Below are 21,844 nucleotides of genomic sequence, written 5' to 3' on the forward strand. Positions count from 1 at the left end.
GCTGGCACGCTGGTCACGTACTGGTTTGGCAGCACAGAATCGCTAAGGCGAGCGGGCCGAGCGGGGCACTGTGGTGGGCGCGGGGCTGAGGGTGGTGCGATTAAACGTGGTCGCGGTCGCCGCGCTCGACGGGGTTCTTCGGGTTCGCGGACCACTGGGACCAGCCGCCCACGAAGTGGCGCAGACCGGTAAAGCCCACGTACTCGAGGAGGGCAATGGCCAGGGAGGAGTGGTTACCGGAGCCGGAATAGATGATGGCTCCGTCGGTGTTCTCCTTGGTCACGCCGTGCTGCCCCAGGATATCGAGGATCTCCTCCGGCGAGCGCCACACGGTCACACCATCCGTGTGGAAGAGGCGCTCCGGCAGGTTCACTGCGCCCGGGATATGGCCGGCCTTAAGGTCGAGGTTCTCGCGGCGGCCGGCGAAGCGGTTGCGCGTGCGGGCGTCGAGAAGCAGGCCCGTATGTTCCTTAACCTCATCGATGGTGACCGTGGGCATGGAGCCTGGCTGAACCGTGATGGTGGAGGTCATGCCGAGGTTGCCCGGGCCGGTCATCGTGGGCAGCCCCTGGGCACGCCAGTTGGACAGGCCGCCGTCAAGGATGCGGACGTTCTGCACGCCCGCCCACCGCAGCGTCCACCAAGCGCGGCCTGCAAAGAGGCCACGGCCCTCGTCGTAGACCACGACTTCGTAATCCTCACGCAGACCCCAGTGGTTAATCCACTCCTGCATCTTTTCCGGCTTCGGGAGGGGGTTGCGTCCCGCCGTGGAGCCGGGCAGGCCCACGAAGGCGGAAGCGGCGTCCGCGTACTGGGCGGTGGGCACGTGGAGGGAGGAGAATTGGTTGAAGGCCTCGCCTTCACCAGGAGCCCAGAGGGAAGAAAGGATAGTTGTCTTGTCGCCGCGGTAAATCTTGTCACGAAGCTCGTGTGGGGAGACCAAAATGCTCATGCCCCTGATGATAAGGGCATGAGCTCAATGGCGCGCGGCGGCGGGTTTAGCGGCGCGCAGCCAGGTCGAGGCGTTCGCCGCCATCGGCCACGTCAACGTGCACGGTGTCACCATCCACGATGTCCCCGGCCAGCAACTTCTTCGCCAACTGATCACCGATGGCCTGCTGGATGAGGCGGCGCAGCGGGCGGGCACCGTAAGCGGGGTCATAGCCGCGCTCAGCCAACCACAGCTTGGCAGCGTCAGACACCTGAAGCGTCAGGCGGCGACCAGACAAGCGGTCCGTGAGGCCCTTGAGCTGGATGTCCACGATGCCAGAGAGCAGGTCCGCGGTGAGCGGCTCAAACATGACAACATCATCGAGGCGGTTGATGAACTCCGGCTTGAAGTTGCGCTTGACCGCCTCCATGACCTCTTCCTTGGTGCCGCCGGCACCTAGGTTGGAGGTGAGGATGATGACGGTGTTGCGGAAGTCCACGGTGCGGCCTTGGCCGTCGGTCAGGCGGCCCTCATCAAGGACTTGCAGGAGGACGTCGAAGACATCGGGGTGGGCCTTCTCCACTTCGTCGAAAAGCACCAGCGTGTAGGGGCGGCGACGCACCGCCTCCGTGAGCTGCCCGCCGGCGTCGTAGCCTACGTATCCCGGAGGGGCACCGACGAGGCGCGCGACGGAGTGCTTCTCACCGAACTCGGACATGTCGATACGGACCATCGCGGACTCATCGTCGAAGAGGAAGTCCGCCAGGGCCTTCGCCAGCTCCGTCTTACCCACACCCGTCGGGCCGAGGAAGAGGAAGGAACCAGTCGGGCGGTTTGGATCCGCCACACCAGCGCGGGCGCGGCGCACAGCATCCGAGACCGCAGTTACTGCCTCCTTCTGGCCCACGACGCGGTTGCCCAGGACGGATTCCATGTTGAGCAGCTTCTCAGTCTCTCCCTGCAGCATCTTGCCGGCGGGAATACCGGTCCATGCGGAGACGACCTCCGCGATGGTGTCCGGGGTGACCTCCTCACTCAGCATGGTGTTGCGCTGCGCGGAGGCCTTCTCCTCGGCGGCGGCCAGCTCCTTCTCCAGTGGGGGCATCTTGCCGTAGTTAATCTCAGAGGCGAGGGCTAGGTCGCCATCACGCTCCGCAATTTCTGCCTGGCGGCGCAGGTCATCGAGCTCTTCCTTGAGATCCTGGACATCATCGATGGCCTTCTTCTCATTGGCCCAGCGGGCTTTGAGCTCACCGAGCTTCTCGCGCTCATCTGCTAGTTCCTGCTGGAGACTGGTCAGACGGTCCTTCGAGGCAGCGTCGGACTCCTTCTTCAGCGCAAGTTCCTCAATTTCGAGGCGGCGGACAATGCGCTCAAGCTCATCGATTTCTTGCGGGGAGGAATCAATTTCCATCCGCAGGCGGGAACCGGCCTCATCAACCAAGTCAATGGCCTTGTCCGGCAGGAAGCGGTTGGTGATGTAGCGGTGCGACAATTCCGCAGCAGAGACCAGGGCGGAGTCCTGGATGCGCACGCCGTGGTGCACCTCGTAGCGCTCCTTGAGGCCACGGAGGATACCGATGGTGTCCTCAACGGAAGGCTCGGCGGCATAGACCTGCTGGAAGCGGCGCTCCAGAGCGGCGTCCTTCTCGATGTATTTGCGGTATTCATCCAGCGTAGTGGCACCGACGAGGCGGAGTTCACCGCGGGCCAGCATAGGCTTAATCATGTTGCCGGCGTCCATCGAGCCATCGCCGGAGGCACCGGCACCAACGATGGTGTGCAGCTCATCGATGAAGGTGATGATCTGGCCCTCAGAAGCCTTAATCTCATCGAGAACGGCTTTAAGGCGCTCCTCGAACTCACCGCGGTACTTCGCGCCAGCAACCATGGAGCCCAGGTCTAGGCTCAGCAGGGTCTTGCCCTTGAGTGACTCCGGAACGTCACCGGCCACGATGCGGCGGGCGAGGCCCTCCACAATGGCGGTCTTACCCACGCCCGGCTCACCGATGAGGACCGGGTTGTTCTTCGTGCGGCGGCTGAGCACCTGCACCACGCGGCGGATTTCCTGATCACGGCCAATAACCGGGTCAATTTTGCCCTCACGGGCGCGGGCAGTCAGGTCGGTCGCGTACTTCTCAAGGGCCTGGAACTGATCCTCGGGGTTTTCCGAGGTCACCTTCGCAGCACCACGCACGGAGGGGAAAGCACCCTTGAGCGCATCATAGGTAGCGCCACGAGAGGTCAAAAGCTCCGCAGCATCCGACTGTGAACCCGCAATGGCGGCTAGGAGAACCTCGGTGGAGACGTACTCATCACCGAGCTCCCCGGCCAGCTCCTGGGCACGGGTTAAGACGTTGAGTGCGTCGCGGTTAAAGTTTGGGTTCGCCATGTTGGCGCCCTCTGCCTTGGGCAGGGCATCAACGAGCTGGCGGGCCTCCTTCAGGACGGTCTCCGGATCCACGCCGGTGGCCTTGAGCACTGGGGCGGCAATGCCATCCTTCTGCTCGAGGATTGCTGCTAAAAGGTGTGCCGGACGGATATCCGGGTTGCCGTTGGTGGAGGCTACCTGCAGCGCCTGCTGCAGCGCCTCCTGTGTCTTAGTGGTGGGGTTGAACGAACTCATGATTAGTTTTCTCCTTGTGTTTCTCAGTCCTTCCCCTCCCCTTCCCACAACTCGTACGATGGTGGCCCGTGCAGTGTCGGCCCGTGCGGTATGGGGAGGAAAAGGAAGCTTCACCGACTATAACGCCAAAGAACTTGAGTCTGTTCCACTCAAGTAGATCTTTTTTGGAAAACTTTTCAGCCCCTGGTTGATACTGGTGCGCTCAACTTTCTTGGATGCCGCCGGTGGAGGCAGGATGGGCATAAAAAATCCGCGTGCCACAGGCGCGCGGACATCAGAGTTGCGGGGCGTTTAGCTGCGCAGGCTGTACGCAAAGGAAGCGAAGACGATACCCACCACGGCGTAGTAGATGGACCACTTCTCTTCAATATCGATAGTGCGGAACTCGCCCACAGAAGCTAGGTGGCACATGCCATCAGCACCAGCCCACAGGGTGAAGTTCTTGATATAGACCAAGCGATCTTCCGGCTCGTGGCCGGCCTCCCGCAGCGCTTCACGCGTGAAGCGCATGAGCAGAGCAAAGGACTCGCCCATCTGGGTTTGCTCCTCACCATCCTCACTGAGCGGGACAACGGAGCCAGACGCCGCTGCAATACATGCGCTGTAGCGTTCCGGTTCCGAAATCGCGTACGCAAAGTACGCCACCGCAATGCACAGAAGCTTCTCGCGCGCAGGAGCATCCTCCGGGAGCTGGTCAAGGAGATACAGAATTCGACTCTCAAGTTCACGGTCCGTTTCCTGCTCGACGCGCTCCCGCAGAACAAAGTCATTATCTGCAAGGGAGGCCACGAAAACATCGGACACGTTAAAGTACTCAGCAACGTTCTCAATGGTCACAGCGTGCATGCCATTCTTGCCGGCTAGCTGAATAGCGCGTTCCATGATGGCAACGCGAGCCTCGTCAGCAGGTAGCGCAGTGAGATCCTCAATGGCAGAAATATCCGGAATATTATCGCGGCCCGAATCATACTGACGCAGGCGCTCACGGTACTCCTCCATAGGTGCCCTCATATCCGGCGTCTCGCAGGTATCCGCGGCTTGAAAAAGGGTGCCGATAAGCGCCTTGCCCACTTCACGCAGGTTGAAACGGCGGACTACCGAATGCTGATGGCGCAGGACTCCCAGCACACTGAGGTGGGCCATGCCATGGACAGTGGCCCAGCTGGCTACGCTCAACTTTGCCAACGTCGGCGGACACACATCCGGTCCCACCTCAAGCCCCGCATGCTCGGCGATGGCCACCATGTTCTCGTAGACAAGATCGAGCGCCATATTGTTGGATGGTTTTCCCTCACAGATGGTCCGCCATTCATCCTCCAAAACGCAGGCTTTTTGCTCGAAGAGGTAGCGGAATAGTTCCGGCTCACGCTCGGCATATTCGTAGTACGCCTCAGTAAACGTCGTGAGCTTGGTGAAAAGATCGGCGTAGCCAGGATTAGTTTCAAGGGTTTCCTTGAGAAACGACACCTTGCGCTGGGACAAGTACTCGTAGATAGCGGAAACAATCTCGGCACGATCGGAAAATACAGCAGTAACATCAGAGGGCTGTAGACCGGCATATTTGGCCACCGACTCCACTGTGACAGCGTCATCACCATGAGCAGCAGCAACATGGACCGCCGCCTCGAGGATGGCCTCACGAGGCGAATCCGCAAATAGATACTTCATGCATTTTCCTAAGCTTGAGCCCGATGGGTAAGAGGAGGGATAGGACTAGGTTAACAGCTTCTCAGATTTTAGCCCGAATAATATATAAACAGCAATGTGCAGGCGACAGTTAGTTTCAACATCACACTGCCGCGGGACAGTGACGCCACCACAACATCCTACCCCAAGTCTTCACACCATAAACATCCCCGGAAAAATATAATAACTTCAGCTTTTTCCTCGTCAGAGTTTCGCAGATTCGCCTTTCTACGATCGCATGCACTTAATTGGCAATACCGCTTCGAAGTCCGCAATCCACCATAAAAATATTTAGACAATAAAAGCCCCGGCCGCAGCCGGGGCTAGAATAGCGCGAGATTACTTGCGTTCGCCGACGTGTCCGATGCCCTCCTTGAAGATGGTGCCACGCGGCGGCATCATGCCAGTGAACTTGAACACGAGGTAGATGACCACCGCAATGCCCAAGGAGACCCAACCGAAGCCTGCGGTGAAGCCATACATGACGGCCATCGGGGCGAGGATGGTCCAGGAGATCTCAAAGGGTCCGAAGCCGATGTAGGCCATGCCATACTCCGAAAGAGTGCCGGACTTCAGCTTCGGGTCCACGATCTTGAGGATGGCGATACCGGTGGCCACGGTAGCGGTGGCCCAGCCCCAACCAAAGATGCCGCGCTCGATCCAGCGCTCGCCGAAGAACTCCGCCGGGAACCAGATAAGGAAGAACGCGCAGTAGATGGTACCCAGAACGAAGAGGAGGAGGAGTGCCTGCCAGTAGGCCGCGACAGCTGCCGGCACGATGGCCGCCACGCCGAAGGCGATGAGGTAGTCGGTAGCAGCGCCGGACACGGAGCTCACGGTGTCCTTGTCCAAGTAGTCCTTGGCGCCCACCATGTTCATGATGGCGCGGAAGATAAGGCCCACGACCATGGACATGGCAAACAGTGGGATAGAAACGTTCTCCCAGAGGGACGCGATGCCTTGGTTGATGCCGTAGGCGGTCATGACGGTCAGCGCAATGAAGCCGACGTGGAGGGTGATGGGCTCAATGGCGGAGGGGTTGGTTGTCGCACGGCCCACCGACGGGCGGTCCTCAAGGCGGGAGATGTATCCGCGGCGCAGTTCCTCCGGAAGCTCCTTCGGCACATGCGACACCTTGCCTTTGCGGATTCCCCAGTTACCAGCCACAATGCCGCCGACAATGGCGGCCAGCGTGCCCACCGTTGCGGACGTAAAGCCCAGGGAGGAAGCGGCATCTGCGCCCACGCCCTCCAGGGCGCCGCCCACGGCTGCTGCGGTACCGAAGCCACCGGTGAAGCCCACAGGCAGCATCATGCCAAACCAGTCCGGGGTATCGAAGGTGGGCTTGAACAGGAGCAGACCCAGCACAATAAACAAGCCCCACTGGCCGGTGAACATCATGGTGGAATAACCCCACATGTTGCGAGCACCCTTGCCCATGTTGCCGCCCATCTCCATGGAGTAGGCCATAGAAGCAAAGACCACCGCGATAAGCAGCGACGTGTAGCTGCCGAGATTATCGGACAGGCCTACCCAGCCCAGGACGTTGGGGCCAAGGATGAGGCCGAGGAGGCCCGCGGTGATGGGGGCGGGCAGGAGCAGATCCTGGAATACGAACTTGATCTTGTGGCGCAGTACGTTGCCGATGACCATGAGCAACGAGATCCAGCCGACATCGACCATGATCGTATACGCAGAGAATTCTTCCATGCGAAATCTTCCTTCCGTGCCGCTCATGGCGGCGTCATAGAGATAAGAGTCACCCTCTTCCGGGAAATGAACCGTAGATTACACTACAACCACATGCCCGCTATGCCACCCCTGCTTATAATCCGTGGGTAATTAATGGCTACCCCCGGCGACTATGATGGGCGGGCATGAGGGAACTGGGTGAGCATCTGCGCAATCACGCCGAGGAGTACCGCGACGCAGTACACGGTCACTTTTTCGCCACCGTGGCGCAGGCCCGCCAGATTTTTGCTCTCTCTATGAAAGACACCCATCCCTCGATGGCGCCGGCCTTGGCGTGGGTGTTGGAGAACCTCGAGGAGGGCAGGATTCCCCCCGATGTGGCCGAACGCCTAGGACGCTTGGGCCGCGAGCACCGCCGGCATGGTTTCCCACCGGAGATCTATCCCCAGTTTGAGGCTTCGCTTATCCACGGCCTCAGCGTGCTGGGGCTCACGCCGCATCAGTACAGCGTGGCCACGCGCACCATTTCTCGTATCTGTTCGCTCATGCAGGAGGCCGCCGCGCTTGCCGACGTCTCCGGTGTTGCTCCTGCCCATAGCGCCCAAGTCGTGGCCGTCGAGAAGCCGAATCGGCGCACGGCCGTAGTGCGGCTCGAGTCAGGTGTGCCAGTGGAGTACCGCGCGGGACAGTCTGTGCCAGTCACGTCGCAGCTCACCCCAGGCACGTGGCGCCTGCTCACCCCTGCCGCTCCGGCCGATCCCTCAGGCCAGCTGACCTTCCACGTGGCCCTGGCTGGTGAGGCCTCATCCATGTTGGCGAAGGCCCAACCGGGCGATTGGTGGACGCTCGGCGCCCCTACGGGTGATCCGGTGCGTCTCGGCCCTTCCACGACCCTCATCGCCTTCGGCACTGGGTGGGCCGGTGCGCGCGCCTTGCTTCTCGACGCCCTCCCCGACCTCCCCTCGGGCCTGCGCGTGGTCGTCGTCGCACCTACCCCGGGCAAGCACTATGACACAGAGTTTCGGGCGAACCTGCAAGCGTTGGTGCCCTCCCTAAAGATTCAGCACATTGTTCGCGATGCGACCGATCCGTGGCTGCTTGGCGCAACCGCCCCGGCAGCGGGTTTCTCCCCCATCGTCGCTGCAGAGCCCATGGACCCGGTCCTAGCCCACGGCACCAACCGGCGCTTCGTGCTCATCGGCGCGGCTGACCGCGTGGAGGTGGCCCAGGCCGCGCTACTCAAGGGCGGGGTAAAGCCGGAATCCATCATCACGGAAGGCTGGCAGCGCGGTAGTGAATGGACGGCGTCGGCAGCCGAGCTCGATGGCTGGGGCGGTGATTGGGAGGCCTGGGCGGCGTGGAAGAAATCCCAGTGGACCTAAGCGCTCAAAGCGCCTAAGCGCTCGAAGCGCTTAGGCGTCAAGCACTGGGAGGGATTCCCGCACCGAGGCCACGGTGTCCGGGTCAACCTCGCCGTAGAGGATTTCAGGCTCATAACCGGCTTCGGCCACGCGGGTGCCGTCGGGGGCCACGAGCACCGAGTGCCCGATACCGGTCGGCCCTGAGTCTTCCCCGGCCTTCGCCTCCCCGCCGGGGCGCGCCTGGCCCGCAGCAAGAATATAGCTGGTGGAATCCAAGGCGCGAGCAGCGGTGAGCAGACGCCACTGGTCTAGCTTGCCCTCACCGTCCGCCCAGCTCGTGGGCACCACGATGAGCTGCGCGCCCTGGCGGGCCAGCTCCTTGAACTGCTCGGGGAAGCGAATGTCATAGCAAATGGCCACGCCAACGGTGATGCCCTCAACCTCGAAGGTCACAAGTGAATCGCCCGCGCGAACGGTATCGGATTCGCGGTAATTGAAGGCGTCGTAGGTATGCATCTTCTCGTAGCCTCCCAGCACACCTGGGCCGGCAATGAGCGCCACGTTGGTGACGCGGTTGATGGTCTTCTCACCGCGCTCGACAGTATCGGCGGGAGCAAACATGCCCAGCACCACGTACACGCCGAGCTCTTCCGCCAGCGCCCGCACCGCAGTCACCACGTGACCGTCGAAGCCCTCCGCATGCGTGTCTAGACGCCCGGAGTCAAAGCTCTGCGTGGTGGCCTCCGGCAAGACAATGAGCTGGGCGCCATTCTCCGCCGCCTCCTGGATTTTCCCCAGCGCTACGGCCAGGTTCTCCTCCACGTCTCCGGTGCTGGTGAACTGTACTGCTGCTACCTTCATGCGGCCTACGGTAGACGAGCCCGGACTAGTTATCCACAGATTTCGTGGATTCGCGGTTGCCGCTCTTTACGGCGATAGGACACCTGGCGCAGTCTCGATGCTATGAACCACCTCGACATTGACCATGCTGCCCTCACCCAGATCCGCAACCTCTATGACCACCGCCCGCCACCCGGCCCCACAGCTTTAGATGCCCCGCCCCGCACCGCTGCGGCGCTCGCGCGTTTAGCTTCCCAGTGGGAATCTTCTCGCCGCTCCAGCGACGCCGCGCGCATGGCCCACTTAGAGGACCTTGAGCGTTTCGTGGTGGCGGCCAACGATATCGATTCCGAGCTGTCCGCCCGTTTGGAAGGTTTCCGATGAGCACCGCGCAGACCCTCTATGCCACCTCGTCTGAACTCTCCGCTTTATCCCGTGAGCTGGATAATTATATCGATGAGTCCCACCATCATTGGGTGGCTCTAGCTATCTCTGGCGCCGCTGGCGATGCTGCCCGCTCCGCTCTTCGCCGCGGCACGGATAGCCTTCTCAGCCCCGCCCAGCAGATGCGTATGGCCGCCCAGATCGTGTCGCTCTACGCTCCCCTCCAGGAGAAGATTGAGAACCTTCGCGCCCGCCTCAGTGCTTCCCCTCTTACCCATCCACGCAGTAGTCTCATGGGCCAGCTCGATGCGCTTGCCGACGCCCTCGATTGGGCCTGCGCCCGCCAACTCCACGCCCTGTGCACACCGGAGATGTCCGCTCCCCCAACCCGCCTCGACGATTATGCTGATCTCTCCTTTGCCGAGCTCCATCAGGTGCAACTCACCCTCGCCAGCGACGAGGTCCGCATGCTCGCCGCCGCGAATCCAGATATGACCATTCTGGAAACCAGTCCCGGGCGCCTCGTGGCTCTTATCGACCCCTCCGGACTAGCCACTCAGCCCGCGCAGGTGTTAAACGTCAGCACCTTCGTGGGCGGTGTAGGTTCCTCCGATCCCGCAGGTTGGCCAACCTCGCTTGAGCGTGCTCGCTCCATTGCCCATGCCACCGGTGGGCCCACGGTGGCGTGGCTCGGTTATTCCGCCCCTTCCTCCTTGTCGCGCGCCGTGCACGAGGAGCCGGCCCGGCGCGGGGCGGCGGAGCTCACTCGCTTTCAACGTGCACTCCGCGCTCGCTTCCCTCGGGCGCAGCACATGCTGATCGGTTATTCCTATGGCTCGGTCGTCGTGGGCAAGGCCGCCCACGAGGAGAAGGTTGCTGATGACATCGTGCTCGTCGGCAGCCCTGGCGCTTCCACCACGAGCGCGGACCAGCTCCACGGCCGTGTGTGGAGTGCCACCAATGCCGATGATCCCATTGCTCTGACCACCGGTCCCCTCGGCGGCATCCACGGGCCTAGTCCGTCCTCCCCCAACTTCGGTGCTTCTCCCCTCCCCGGCGCGAACGGCTTACCGGGCGACCACGGCACCTATTGGAAAGACCCCGCATTCCTGCGGGGTCTAGGCTCTATTGCTCAGCGCCGTTAGGACTTACCTAGCCGCTGCGCAGTGCGTTTTAGAATAGGCCGGCGTGCTCCTCTGAGTACGACACGAGCATATTCTTGGTCTCCTGGTAGTGCCCCAGCATCATAAGGTGGTTCTCACGTCCGATGCCGGACTCCTTGTAGCCACCGAAGGCACTGTGAGCGGGGTACACGTGGTAGTGGTTAATCCACACGCGGCCGGCCTGAATTTCGCGGCCAGCACGGTAGCAGGTGTTCTGGTGGCGCGACCACACACCGGCACCGAGGCCGAAGTTGGTGTCGTTAGCAATCTGAATAGCTTCCTCGAAGTCCTTGAACGTGGCCACGGAGAGCACCGGGCCGAAGATCTCCTCGCGGAAGATACGCATATCGTTGGTGCCCTTAAACACGGTGGGCTCGATGTAGTAGCCGTTCTCCAGGCCCTCCACCTTGTTCACGTGGCCGCCGACGAGGGTTTCCGCACCTTCCTTCGGGCCCACCTCGAGGTACTCCGTAATTTTGTCCATCTGCTCCTGTGAGGCCTGGGCACCCATCATGGTCTCGGTATCGAGCGGATGCCCAATCTTGATCTTCTTTACGCGTTCCACGGCCAGCTCAAGGAACTTGTCCGCGATGTCCTCATGGATAAGCGCACGCGACGGGCAAGTGCAGACCTCGCCCTGGTTGAGGGCGAACATGACAAAGCCCTCGACGCACTTCTCTAGGTAGTCATCGTCCTTATCCATGATGTCAGCGAAGAAGATGGACGGTGACTTTCCGCCCAGCTCCAGGGTGACCGGAATGACCTTGTCAGCAGCGGTCTTGTTGATGATCTTGCCCACCGGGGTGGAGCCGGTAAAGGCAATCTTGGCAATGCGGTCAGAACCGGACAATGCCGCACCGGCTTCGTCGCCAACACCATTAACGATGTTGAGCACGCCCTTGGGCAGGAGGTCCTCAATAATCTCGATGAGCAGCAGGATGGACGCAGGCGTCTGCTCCGCCGGCTTCATCACGATGGTGTTGCCCGCAGCCAGGGCCGGGGCAATCTTCCATGCGGCCATGAGCAGTGGGAAATTCCACGGAATAATCTGCCCCACGACGCCCAGCGGCTCGTGGAAGTGATACGCCACGGTGTCCTGGTCAATCTGGGAAAGACGGCCTTCTTGGGCACGGATGGCGCCGGCGAAGTAACGGAAGTGATCCACGGCCAGTGGGATGTCAGCGGCGAGGGTCTCACGCACAGCCTTGCCGTTCTCCCAGGTCTCCGCGACAGCAATCTTCTCCAGGTTCTCCTCGATGCGGTCCGCAATGCGGTGCAGCAAAAGAGCACGTTCTGCCGGAGTGGTCTTGCCGAAGGTCTCGAAGGCTTTCTCGGCGGCGTCGATAGCCAAGTTAATGTCTGCTTCCTTACCGCGGGCTACCTGGCAGAAGACCTCACCGGTGACCGGGGTGATGTTGTCCATATACTCGCCATCGACGGGCGCAACCCACTCGCCGCCGATGTAGTTGTCATAGCGCTCGCGGAAGGAGACGATGGCATTGTCAGTTCCGGGGTTTGCATACAAAGTCATGCGCGTAGTGCCTTTCTTGTGGGTTCTTTTCCATCACGGCGGCCGCCCGCACAAAATTCATAGAAAGTGACGGGCAACACACCATTGAATGCGAGTGTAGCGATATATTCTGCCAAACTCACGTTTTTCTACAAGAAAGCTTTTGGCACTGGGCAACTAGCGCAGAAGTTGGCCTAGAAGAAGGGCCCTAACTGACGGGGATCTGGACCCCAGAGCAATGTGGGGCAGGATCTGCGTCAGTTAGGGCCCCTGGGAGCGCAGCAGGCACGCAGGCCAGGCCCAAACGGGTGGCCGGGCAGGGCCGGCCGAGACTGGGAAAGGCCGAAAACAGTAGAACCCCCTCCATCAAGGAGGGGGTGAAGGTGCCTAGCTGCGGCGGCCGCGGCGCGGTTTCCACATCACCACGGAGGTGGAGCGCGGCACGTGCACGAGCTCGCCACGGGACGGCCGGGACTCGCTGCGGAGGCGCTCGACCTCGGCTTGGAGCTCGTCGCGCTCGGCGGCGAGGCGGTCACGCTCCGCTGTCAGCTCGATGATGGACTTGATGCCGGCCAGATTCACGCCATCATCCTGCGAGAGGGCCTGGATCTTGCGCAGCAGCTCGATATCGCTTTCGGAGTAGCGACGTCCGCCACCGGAGGTACGAGCTGGGGACACCAGCCCCATGCGGTCATAGGTGCGCAAAGTCTGGGCATGCATGCCAGACAGCTCCGCTGCGACGGAAATGACGTACATCGCCTTCGGCTTCGCAGAGTCGCTTCGGCCTGTTGCGTCTTTATTCATCACACACCTCCCTCTAGCGCTTTACCGGGTTTCCGGCCCAACCCTTGCGCGGGTCAAAGCCGGAATCCTTCTCCGCCTGCGCATAGCTGCGCAGCGCCGAGGAGGCAGCGGCATCCAGATTGGTGGGCACAGCGACCTGGACACTCACCATAAGGTCACCAGCCTTGCCGGAGCGCTTCGGCACACCGCGGCCCTTGACACGCAAGGTACGGCCATCCGGGGTACCAGCAGGCACCTTGACGCGTACCGGCGAATCCAGGGTGGGCACCGTGATGGTGTCCCCCAAGGCCAGCTCCGCGAAGGAGACCGGGACGGTCACGTGCAGGTCATCGCCCTCACGCGTGAAGACCTCGTCGGGTTTCACGGTCACGGCCACAAAGAGGTCACCAGACGGCGTGCCGTTGGGGCCTGCCTCGCCTTGGCCAGCAAGGCGCACCTTCTGCCCGTCGATAACACCGGCGGGGATGCGCACCGTGATGGAGCGCGTGCGGTGCACGGTTCCCGAGCCGGAGCAATCCGGGCACGGATCCTCCGCGCGCTGGCCGGTGCCACCGCAGTCGGTACACGGCGCCGAGAGGCCGAAGGTACCGCGTTGCTCAGAGGTGAAACCGGTTCCATCGCAGGTCTTACACGTCGACAGCTTCCCGGTCTTCGAGCCCGAACCGTGGCAGGTGGTGCACGGCGCCTCGCCGCTGAGCTGCAGCGGGATCGTGGTGCCTTTGGCTGCCTCGCGGAAGGAGAGGGTTATCTGCGTTTCGACGTCGGCCCCCCGCGACGGCCGAGCTGTGTGGCCAGCACCACCGCCGCGGTTGAAAACGCCACCGAAGATATCCCCAAAACCGCCGCCTTGAGACGCTCCTCGAGGGGATCCTCCGAAGATGTCGGAGAGGTCGAATTCTTGCGCACCCGGTCCACCCATGTTCGGGGATCGAAACCCGCCGGGAAATCCGGCGCCTCCTCTCCGCCCAAAGCCACCGCCGCTGCGCATCATGGCCTTGAACTGGTCGTAGTCCTTGCGGTCGGACGCATCAGACAGCACGTCGTACGCCTCAGCCACCTGCTTGAACTTCTCCGCCGCCTCCGGGTTGTCCGGGTTGGCGTCGGGGTGATTCTCGCGGGCGAGCTTGCGGTAAGCATGCTTAATCTCGTCGGCGGTAGCGGACGAGGAGACCCCCAGATCCGCGTAGTAATCCTTGTCTGCCCATTCTGGCTTAGCATTCACTGGGCATCTCCTCCTTTCAGGAGAATCTCAAAAGTTGTATCTAAAAGAAGAGTGGCGTCAAGGAAGAAACACCCTGACGCCACCATCTGCCATTATTCTGCGCTATCCGGGCTATCCGGAGAAGCAGACTCTGCTTGGCCGGCAGGGTCGGCGATAATCACCATGGCGGTACGCACAACACGCTCGCCTACCTTGTAGCCAGGGCGCAGCACCGTGCCCACTGCCTGCTCATTACCAGTGGAGAGGTCCTGAACGGCCTCGTGCACCTCGGGGTCGAAGGCATCGCCTTCCTCACCGAAAGGCACCAGCTGGTTGTTGCTGAGCACGCCGTTGAGCTTGTCCGCGATGGCCTTGAGCGGGCCTTCGTTGAGGTCACCGTGCTGGCGTGCGAGTTCCAGGTCATCAAGGATAGGCAGGAAATCTGCCAGGACCTTGGCCTTGGTGGTCTCGATCACGGCCTGGCGGTCGCGCTCGGTGCGGCGGCGGTAGTTGGTGTACTCCGCATTGAGGCGCTGGAGGTCCTCGGTGCGCTCAGCCAGCTGAGCTTCCAGGGAATTCTCTGCAGCATCGGCAGCCGGGTCAGCCGCTTCTTCCTCGGCGATGTCGCGTGCGGCATCATCCACGGCGGCTTCAGCCTCAGCGGTGCCTGCGGTCGCGGCGTCAGCCTGGGCCTCAGCGGCCTCGTCAGCAGCACCATCGGCAGCAGCGGCCTCGGCGGCGGCAGCCTCCGCGGCGTCGGCGGAGGTTGCCTCAGGGTCGGTGTTGGCCGGGTTGCCCGGGTCCTGAGGGGAGGTCATGGTTTACTTCTCCTTGTTCTCGTCGTCCTCGTCGACAACCTCGGCGTCGACGACGTTCGGGTCACCAGCAGCCTCACCAGCAGCGGCACCCTCGGCGCCTGCCTCAGCAGCCTGGGCCTCGTACAGGACCTTGCCCAGCTCCTGGGACTCGGTGCCCAGCTTCTCGACGGCCGACTTGATGGCCTCGATGTCATCGCCCTTGAGGGCCTCGTCGACGGCGTCAGCAGCCTCGGTCACGCGGGTCTTGAGGTCCTCCGGCAGCTTGTCGGAGTTCTCATCCATGAACTTGCGGGTCTGGTAGGAGGTGGACTCTGCCTGGTTGCGGGTCTCCTGCTCCTCGCGGCGCTTCTTGTCCTCTTCGGCGTGTGCCTCAGCGTCCTTGACCATGCGGTCGATCTCTTCCTGGGACAGGCCGGAACCATCCTGAATCTTGATGGTGTTTTCCTTACCGGTGGCCTTGTCCTTGGCGGTCACGTGGACGATGCCGTTGGCGTCGATGTCGAAGGTGACCTCAATCTGCGGGATACCGCGCGGTGCCGGGGCAATGCCACCGAGCTCGAAGGAGCCGAGCAGCTTGTTAGCGGAAGCCATCTCGCGCTCACCCTGGAAGACCTGAATCTGCACGGACGGCTGGTTGTCATCAGCGGTGGTGAAGGTCTCAGACTTCTTGGTCGGGATGGTGGTGTTGCGCTCGATGAGCTTGGTCATCACGCCACCCTTGGTCTCGATGCCGAGGGAGAGGGGGGTGACGTCGAGAAGCAGCACGTCCTTAACCTCACCGCGCAGGACACCTGCCTGCAGGGCAGCACCCACGGCCACGACCTCATCCGGGTTCACGCCCTTGTTCGGCTCCTTGCCGGTGAGTTCCTTCACCAGGTCGGACACGGCCGGCATACGGGTGGAACCACCGACGAGGACCACGTGGTCAACCTCGGACAAGGACAGGCCAGCGTCCTTGATGACCTGGTTGAACGGAGCCTTGGTGCGGTCCAGCAGATCCTGGGTGATCTTCTGGAACTCGGTGCGGGACAGGGTCTCGTCCAGGAAGAGCGGGTTCTTCTCAGCATCGACCGTGATGTACGGCAGGTTGATGTTGGCGGACTGGGAGGAGGACAGCTCAATCTTGGCCTTCTCAGCAGCCTCACGCAGACGCTGGACAGCGCGCTTATCCTTGGTCAGGTCAACGCCCTGGGAAGCCTTGAACTTATCGACGAGCCAATCGACGATGCGCTGGTCCCAGTCGTCACCACCGAGCTGGTTGTCACCAGCGGTAGCCATGACCTCAACCACGCCGTCACCAATCTCCAGCAGGGAGACGTCGAAGGTACCGCCACCGAGGTCGAAGACCAGGATGGTCTGCTCCTGCTCGCCCTTCTCCAGGCCATAAGCCAGTGCGGCGGCGGTCGGCTCGTTCACGATACGCAGGACGTTCAGGCCTGCAATCTGGCCGGCCTCCTTGGTGGCCTGGCGCTGGGAATCCTCGAAGTAAGCCGGGACGGTAATGACGGCGTCGGTCACGTCCTCGCCCAGGTAAGCCTCGGCGTCACGCTTCAGCTTCATGAGCGTGCGGGCGGAAATCTCCTGCGGGGTGTACTTCTTGTCATCGATATCGATGGTCCAGTCGGTACCAATGTGGCGCTTGACGGAGCGAATGGTGCGGTCAACGTTGGTGACCGCCTGGTTCTTGGCGGACTGACCGACGAGGATCTCGCCGTTCTTGGCAAAAGCCACGACGGACGGGGTGGTGCGGGAACCCTCGGAGTTAGCGATAACGGTTGCCTCGCCACCTTCGAGCACGGATACAACCGAGTTGGTGGTACCAAGGTCAATTCCTACTGCGCGTCCCATAATCTTTTCTCCTTGCGTGTTGGGGTTTGTTTTAAGTTGATAGTGCGCGACTCAACTTCTGCCGCGTCCAGTCAGCGACTCTAACAGAAGCAGCACTCAAAGTCATCCAAACCTGAGCGCCGGTCACTCAACCCTTACAACGCCAAGTCCCCAAAAGTTGTTCCCGACGCACTCAAGTTTTTTATCCACGCCCACAACATGGCTGGTCAACCTATGAAAAATCTGCACACGCTTCCTCCCCGAAACCCCGATTTCCGCGCCCGAGACACGGCAGGCAATGCATCCTAACTTTCAGTAGCGCGGTGTCCCTGGGTTAGGTTAGGCTGAACGGACTTTCACGGACTAAGACAAATTGTGAAAGTCAGGTGCAACGACTGTAGGCACTTCTTCACCCTGAGAAGCGCCCGACAGATGCGTGCGCGAGCCTTACCACCTTTTAGGAACATCTCGCCCCGCCCTCCCGACGCAAGTACCCCGCGCACTTCAACGCCAATCTGCATTAATCCCAGCACAGGTTTGCCTGCAGCGCCCCGTTCGGCTCCTCATAGATATCGAACCAATCGGCAACAGCGCTCAAGGCCGCCACAATGTCTTCGCGCTGCCCGTCAACGTTGGGGAAACGGACAATCACATTTGGGAGTTCTTGGTCCCCAAGTCCCAGCAATTGCACACCGAAACGAGTATCCAGAGCATCAAACACATGTCCCAGGGCTCCCAGTGGAAGAACATTCGCACAGGCTGTACAGGACATAGTCATTGCCGCCTGTCCTACCGATCCTTCCACCACCGCAAATTGAGAATTGGCAATTTCCTCTTCCCAAATATCCCCCGGATCAGTCCAGACAGACGGCTCATCAACCTCAGCCTCAGCGCGCACCGAGAGGTCAGGATTCAAGCCAAACGCTGCGAGCGCCTCATCCTCGTGCCCGATGAATTCCTTGTACTCCTTCAATCCACCAACCAGAGCAAGGTCCTCTTCTTCGACATCATCGGGATCAATACTCTCGTTCCACATTGCCCACAGGGCACCGTGCAATCCTTGCTCATGCAACTCATCAAGCACTGAATACTCAGGCAACCCCGAATCAAATGTATAGATGGTGTGACCCCCATGCGCCAGCTCTCCAATCGGATCCGGGAGTCCAAACTGTTTCCAATCAATAGACATAGTGCTTCTCCATTCTCAGAGTCCTATAAAGTCGCGGCGTCCTACTTCGCCACGTCCACGTTGTTACGCCAAGTCAAGACTGCGGCCATCAAGGTGACGGCTCATCAACTTCTGCGCAATCTGCCAACTTTCCAAGAGTTCATTCGTCGCGCGATACATCGCCACCGCCAGTTGCGTTTCATCCCAACCTTCGGTGATATCGAGACTACGCGCAATGCGAAGCTGGTCACCTTCACAATGAAGTTGACTTGCCGGGGCATACTGGGCAAATCGTTCTTCCACTGGGGCGATGTCCTTGTCTTTCAGGCGAGCGAAAATCTCATCCGCCGACGCCACAGAACGCCGCGATAGTTTAGATAGCCAACCTCGCCGTGTCGGCTCCGCGAGCGGGCCCGCTGTCGAAATTCGCAGAGTTTCTATCTCACCGTTGCGTGCTGCGAACCTTTCCCAGGAAAAGGTATAGGCATCATCCAATTCTGCGTGCAGCATGGTCTCATTAATCACGCTGACCGCAGCCCCAGCTCCATCCAAGTATTCGCGCAGCCGCGCCATTGTCACCGGAGATGTTGGTTCATGTGAAATTCCGAACGCCGGAGAGCGGAATTCTTCCGGCAGTTTAACGACGGAATTAATCTCCGCTGTCTCCAGATCGAATACATCTTCCGTCAGAGGAGATATCTCCCACGTAGCCTTGCGGAGTTGTGCAAACCTGTGCTCCCCCACTTCGACGAGCATTCGTACGAAAGAAACCACCTGTTCCCAGGTGCACCCCGACTCGAGACGGAGCATGGCTCGCAGCGCTATCTTAACTCCAGCGGGGGTTTGTTCATCCACGAGGAAAAAGACAGCAAAAGGCAGTTCGCGAAGCTGTTGCGCGACACGATCATAGTCCGCTCGCATAGCTGACTCCGGAAATTGAGTCTCTACGATGTCACCCATAATGATGTCGGTGCCCGGTACGTGCCGAATGTACACCGTCGACAAAGGTGTGGGGATTTGGAAATAGGCACCGCCTTCATCATCAACGGGCACGATCATAAATTTATAGCCCAAATAGCTCAGCGCGGCAATAACCGGGCGCGTAGCTGCAAAAGTATCAATCATGGCAGTCCCCCTAGAATTTTCCACGTGAGATGAGGTCATTTACTTTATCCGTATCGATCTTCCACAGAGCGCGAAACTCTTCGATTGGCATTCGAGGACTTGTGATGGCGTCAAGGCTCGATACCTCAGGTTCCACAGCCGCATATACCAATGTCTTACCGGAATAGAACTCCGGATCATCCCAGCGAATCCCATAACCCTCACGCAGCCACCGCGCAACGTGTGCAGTAGAAAAGAACTCATTGAAACGTTCATGACCACGATAATCGAACGGAACGCGGTCCAGTATCTCATCTAGAAGCTTGGTATTGTAGCTATCCTCTTCTCCGTATCCATTCGTTGGATTTCCATCGCTATCAAAAAATACAACATCGCTATCAAAAAATACAGACGTCGGTGCCGACCGTCCCGCGACCTCATAGTGGAACATCCTTTCACGCCGCCCTTTAAACTCCTCGGTTATAGCCGGAGGCTTCATCTCCCTATCCATATCCCGCCACACCGGGGAGTCTAAGCCCTCATACTTTTCCATCCCCCACGCTTCAAAAGTCCACCTGGCAACCGTAAGATCATCGTAATAACCAAATGGAGGTGGATCATATCCTTTATCAACCATTCCCGTAACCGTGACAAAAAGTCTGTCGGCCTTATCGAGTCCAAGGAGGGAGCGGTGCCGCCGCGCACCAGGCCAACCTCCGATTTGAATGCCGACCACACCGTCATCCGGAATACCAACTGATCGACTTCTACGAATATCCAAATCGGCTATCTTATAGCCCCAATCCACTCCAAGCGGGAAAGGCTCACATAAAACAACGGCAACCCATCCCGGAAGATCGACATCAATGAACATGACGGAATGCAAAAAATTCTGTGGAAGAAGCAACCTACACCAATCATCCACCGTCGACTCCCCAACATACAACGATTCCCACTCTTTCTTTCCTAACTGAAAGTCATCAGTCATGTGGTGAGTTCCGGCATAGGGATATTCCATAAATGCTTGCTCGACATTTTCAATAGTCGTTCGCACAAAACAAACATCTTTACCGACTGGGAGTTGCCCAAAATTGAACGTCATTCCACTGCCTCTTTCAAAGATTTCTTAAAATCCCATCCCCCTACTTGACGGAAGCGACCACAAAACAACTCTTCATCACTGCAATCAATCCCTTGGCGGCCAAGCATGAGCCGAATCTGCTCAATTTTCAACTGAGCAAACCCTCTGCCCTCAAAGCTCATATCGTGGTCCCAATTAATCCATGAGGGCACCCGTCGCCTAGGGTTGTCAACCCAGAGGGAGTCTTGAAAACTGTCCACCCCCCTCTGCACCTCGGCCGCAAATTGGTCACCAATCATGCCACCTTGAAAAAATACCTCCCGCCGACGATCCGTGTAGTTAATCATGATTGAACGTGATTTTCTCGTATCCTCTTCTCGAATATACTGTGCAGTTATATACCTCGCCCAGGGAGTTAGATGGATCCCAGGACTTGGACAACACAGCGAATACCGGTCATACCGAGGAGTAGGCTCCCCCACCACGGCTGGTCTTACAAATGCACACCAACCAGGAGCTGACGTTTCAGTCAAGATTCGCTTTACCCTTTGCTCAGGAGCTTTCTCTAGCTCCTCGCGAGTATCCCTTTTCCACGCTTCAACGCCCCCATCACGCAACGGCAGAGGTTGAGCCAAGATCTCCGGATCGCCGATACACCTCGAAATACAATGCTCCCATGCCTCCTCAATATCACAGTCAACAAAAGTGACATAGTCGTAGATTCCCTTACCACATTCAAATATATACTCTGGTTTCTTCACTGTATTGTCCTTTCCATTTCCAGCTCCACTCATCCTTTCGCTTTGGCCTCCTGCGCTACTCGTTCTGCATAATCTTTCAGTGCCTCCTGCGCCTGCTTCGACAGCATTGAAGAATCTAACCCCACCAGCAAAACCGTTCCGCCAGGATTAGCAAAGAGCGCGCTTCCTCCATGACCAAAAGCTCGATTACTCGAGCGTGAATCAAACTCAGTAAAGATTCCGTTTTTGTAAAGGCCGAGGTTCACATCCCCTGTATCTTCCATGTTTTTATTAACCCTGAATTGTAAATCGGGGCGCTTTTCGCGAATGCGGCCGTCGATAACATGAGCCCCGGTCTCTGGCGACCAATAAATCGAACCATTTTGAAAATGGTTAAATTTTCCCTCTCGGTTCGGCAGAGACAACTCATCAGTTACCGGATAACCGAGGCGTCCTTTTTCCCACCCCAATTGACCCCATTTCCCCCTAATGGCCCCTCCTATTTGATGCGCAATTCCACTATCTGCATCAGGATGCCAATAGATCGATGTGTCCTTGTGAAACTCTTGAAACTTGCCACCATCAGGAAGCTGAGCTTCATTACGAATAGCATCACCGAAAAATCCATGACCTCCGAGGCGGACGTACGCCTCATAAATAGGTCCGCGAATCCAATAGCGATGAAAGACGTCTGCCTGTGCAGTCGCTACGCAAGCAATAACGAAAAAAATAGCAATGAGAGAGGCAAGATATCCTCGCCTAAGAGAGATATTCAACACGCAGTAATTATTACCCAGTCCACCCTCAACGAGGCGGCAGACCGCAAAGAATCCCCGTCTCCCCCCCCCGCATGCGGGGGTAACAAGCCTCATTTTGAGACCTTTCGTCCAATTTCGCCTACCCCCACA

At 59.4% G+C, this 21,844-nt stretch carries 18 protein-coding genes; 3 read left to right on the top strand and 15 right to left on the bottom strand.

What is annotated here, in order from left to right; all coding sequences use genetic code 11:
• Nucleotides 1-100: 100 nt before the first annotated feature.
• The 4 genes from HMPREF3149_RS11040 to HMPREF3149_RS11055 form a co-directional block, all read right to left on the bottom strand.
• On the bottom strand, nt 101-952 hold the full coding sequence (locus HMPREF3149_RS11040) for a sulfurtransferase (protein ID WP_070538171.1): 852 nt from the start codon (nt 950-952) through the stop codon (nt 101-103).
• 46 nt (nt 953-998) lie between these two features.
• Nucleotides 999-3,557, bottom strand: a complete 2,559-nt coding sequence (gene clpB, locus HMPREF3149_RS11045; protein ID WP_070538173.1) for an ATP-dependent chaperone ClpB — start codon at nt 3,555-3,557, stop codon at nt 999-1,001.
• Between the two features lie 291 nt (nt 3,558-3,848).
• Nucleotides 3,849-5,225, bottom strand: a complete 1,377-nt coding sequence (locus HMPREF3149_RS11050; protein WP_070538175.1) for a TetR/AcrR family transcriptional regulator — start codon at nt 5,223-5,225, stop codon at nt 3,849-3,851.
• 357 nt (nt 5,226-5,582) lie between these two features.
• The gene (locus HMPREF3149_RS11055; RefSeq protein WP_042532490.1) at nt 5,583-6,953 is read right to left on the bottom strand and encodes a sodium/glutamate symporter; all 1,371 of its coding nucleotides are present in this window, start codon (nt 6,951-6,953) and stop codon (nt 5,583-5,585) included.
• Between the two features lie 167 nt (nt 6,954-7,120).
• Here HMPREF3149_RS11055 and HMPREF3149_RS11060 point away from each other — a divergent pair, with 167 nt between their 5' ends.
• Nucleotides 7,121-8,317 (top strand): FAD-binding oxidoreductase, encoded by a 1,197-nt coding sequence (locus HMPREF3149_RS11060; protein WP_070538177.1) that lies wholly within the window; start codon nt 7,121-7,123, stop codon nt 8,315-8,317.
• 30 nt (nt 8,318-8,347) lie between these two features.
• Here HMPREF3149_RS11060 and HMPREF3149_RS11065 read toward each other — a convergent pair whose 3' ends face one another.
• Nucleotides 8,348-9,157, bottom strand: coding sequence for a carbon-nitrogen hydrolase family protein (locus tag HMPREF3149_RS11065; protein ID WP_070538179.1), 810 nt, complete (start codon nt 9,155-9,157; stop codon nt 8,348-8,350).
• 102 nt (nt 9,158-9,259) lie between these two features.
• Between HMPREF3149_RS11065 and HMPREF3149_RS11070 the strand changes: the two genes are divergently transcribed.
• Both HMPREF3149_RS11070 and HMPREF3149_RS11075 read left to right on the top strand, forming a co-directional pair.
• Complete coding sequence (locus HMPREF3149_RS11070; protein WP_042532496.1) at nt 9,260-9,520, top strand: hypothetical protein; 261 nt, start codon at nt 9,260-9,262, stop codon at nt 9,518-9,520.
• Nucleotides 9,517-10,665, top strand: coding sequence for an alpha/beta hydrolase (locus HMPREF3149_RS11075; protein ID WP_070538181.1), 1,149 nt, complete (start codon nt 9,517-9,519; stop codon nt 10,663-10,665). The genes HMPREF3149_RS11070 and HMPREF3149_RS11075 overlap by 4 nt, the downstream gene beginning before the upstream one ends.
• A gap of 28 nt (nt 10,666-10,693) precedes the next feature.
• On the opposite strand, the gene HMPREF3149_RS11080 is transcribed toward HMPREF3149_RS11075, so the two are convergent.
• From HMPREF3149_RS11080 to HMPREF3149_RS13195, 10 genes are all read right to left on the bottom strand, one after another.
• Nucleotides 10,694-12,214 carry an acetaldehyde dehydrogenase ExaC gene (locus HMPREF3149_RS11080; protein WP_042532500.1) on the bottom strand — a complete coding sequence of 507 codons (1,521 nt, stop codon included), beginning with the start codon at nt 12,212-12,214 and terminating at the stop codon, nt 10,694-10,696.
• Nucleotides 12,215-12,580: 366 nt separating this feature from the next.
• Nucleotides 12,581-12,997 (bottom strand): heat shock protein transcriptional repressor HspR, encoded by a 417-nt coding sequence (locus tag HMPREF3149_RS11085; RefSeq protein ID WP_042532502.1) that lies wholly within the window; start codon nt 12,995-12,997, stop codon nt 12,581-12,583.
• 13 nt (nt 12,998-13,010) lie between these two features.
• Nucleotides 13,011-14,219 (bottom strand): molecular chaperone DnaJ, encoded by a 1,209-nt coding sequence (gene dnaJ / locus HMPREF3149_RS11090; RefSeq protein WP_070538182.1) that lies wholly within the window; start codon nt 14,217-14,219, stop codon nt 13,011-13,013.
• Nucleotides 14,220-14,311: 92 nt separating this feature from the next.
• Nucleotides 14,312-15,016, bottom strand: a complete 705-nt coding sequence (gene grpE / locus HMPREF3149_RS11095) for a nucleotide exchange factor GrpE (RefSeq protein ID WP_070538184.1) — start codon at nt 15,014-15,016, stop codon at nt 14,312-14,314.
• A gap of 3 nt (nt 15,017-15,019) precedes the next feature.
• Nucleotides 15,020-16,864: a molecular chaperone DnaK gene (gene dnaK / locus HMPREF3149_RS11100; RefSeq protein WP_070538185.1), complete on the bottom strand. Its 1,845-nt coding sequence runs from the start codon at nt 16,862-16,864 to the stop codon at nt 15,020-15,022.
• 499 nt (nt 16,865-17,363) lie between these two features.
• Nucleotides 17,364-18,032, bottom strand: coding sequence for a hypothetical protein (locus HMPREF3149_RS11105; protein WP_070538187.1), 669 nt, complete (start codon nt 18,030-18,032; stop codon nt 17,364-17,366).
• A gap of 63 nt (nt 18,033-18,095) precedes the next feature.
• Nucleotides 18,096-19,136 carry a hypothetical protein gene (locus tag HMPREF3149_RS11110; protein WP_070538189.1) on the bottom strand — a complete coding sequence of 347 codons (1,041 nt, stop codon included), beginning with the start codon at nt 19,134-19,136 and terminating at the stop codon, nt 18,096-18,098.
• A gap of 10 nt (nt 19,137-19,146) precedes the next feature.
• Nucleotides 19,147-20,217, bottom strand: a complete 1,071-nt coding sequence (locus HMPREF3149_RS11115) for a hypothetical protein (RefSeq protein WP_070538190.1) — start codon at nt 20,215-20,217, stop codon at nt 19,147-19,149.
• A complete protein-coding gene (locus HMPREF3149_RS13465; RefSeq protein WP_141741522.1) occupies nt 20,214-20,957 on the bottom strand; it encodes a hypothetical protein in 744 nt (247 codons plus the stop codon). Before HMPREF3149_RS13465 ends, HMPREF3149_RS11115 begins: the two co-directional genes overlap by 4 nt.
• Nucleotides 20,958-20,986: 29 nt before the next feature.
• Nucleotides 20,987-21,715, bottom strand: coding sequence for an LGFP repeat-containing protein (locus tag HMPREF3149_RS13195; protein WP_246820003.1), 729 nt, complete (start codon nt 21,713-21,715; stop codon nt 20,987-20,989).
• Between the last annotated feature and the right edge of the window lie 129 nt (nt 21,716-21,844).

Source organism: Corynebacterium sp. HMSC05E07, assembly GCF_001807225.1.
Classification (GTDB): Bacteria; Actinomycetota; Actinomycetes; order Mycobacteriales; family Mycobacteriaceae; genus Corynebacterium; species Corynebacterium singulare.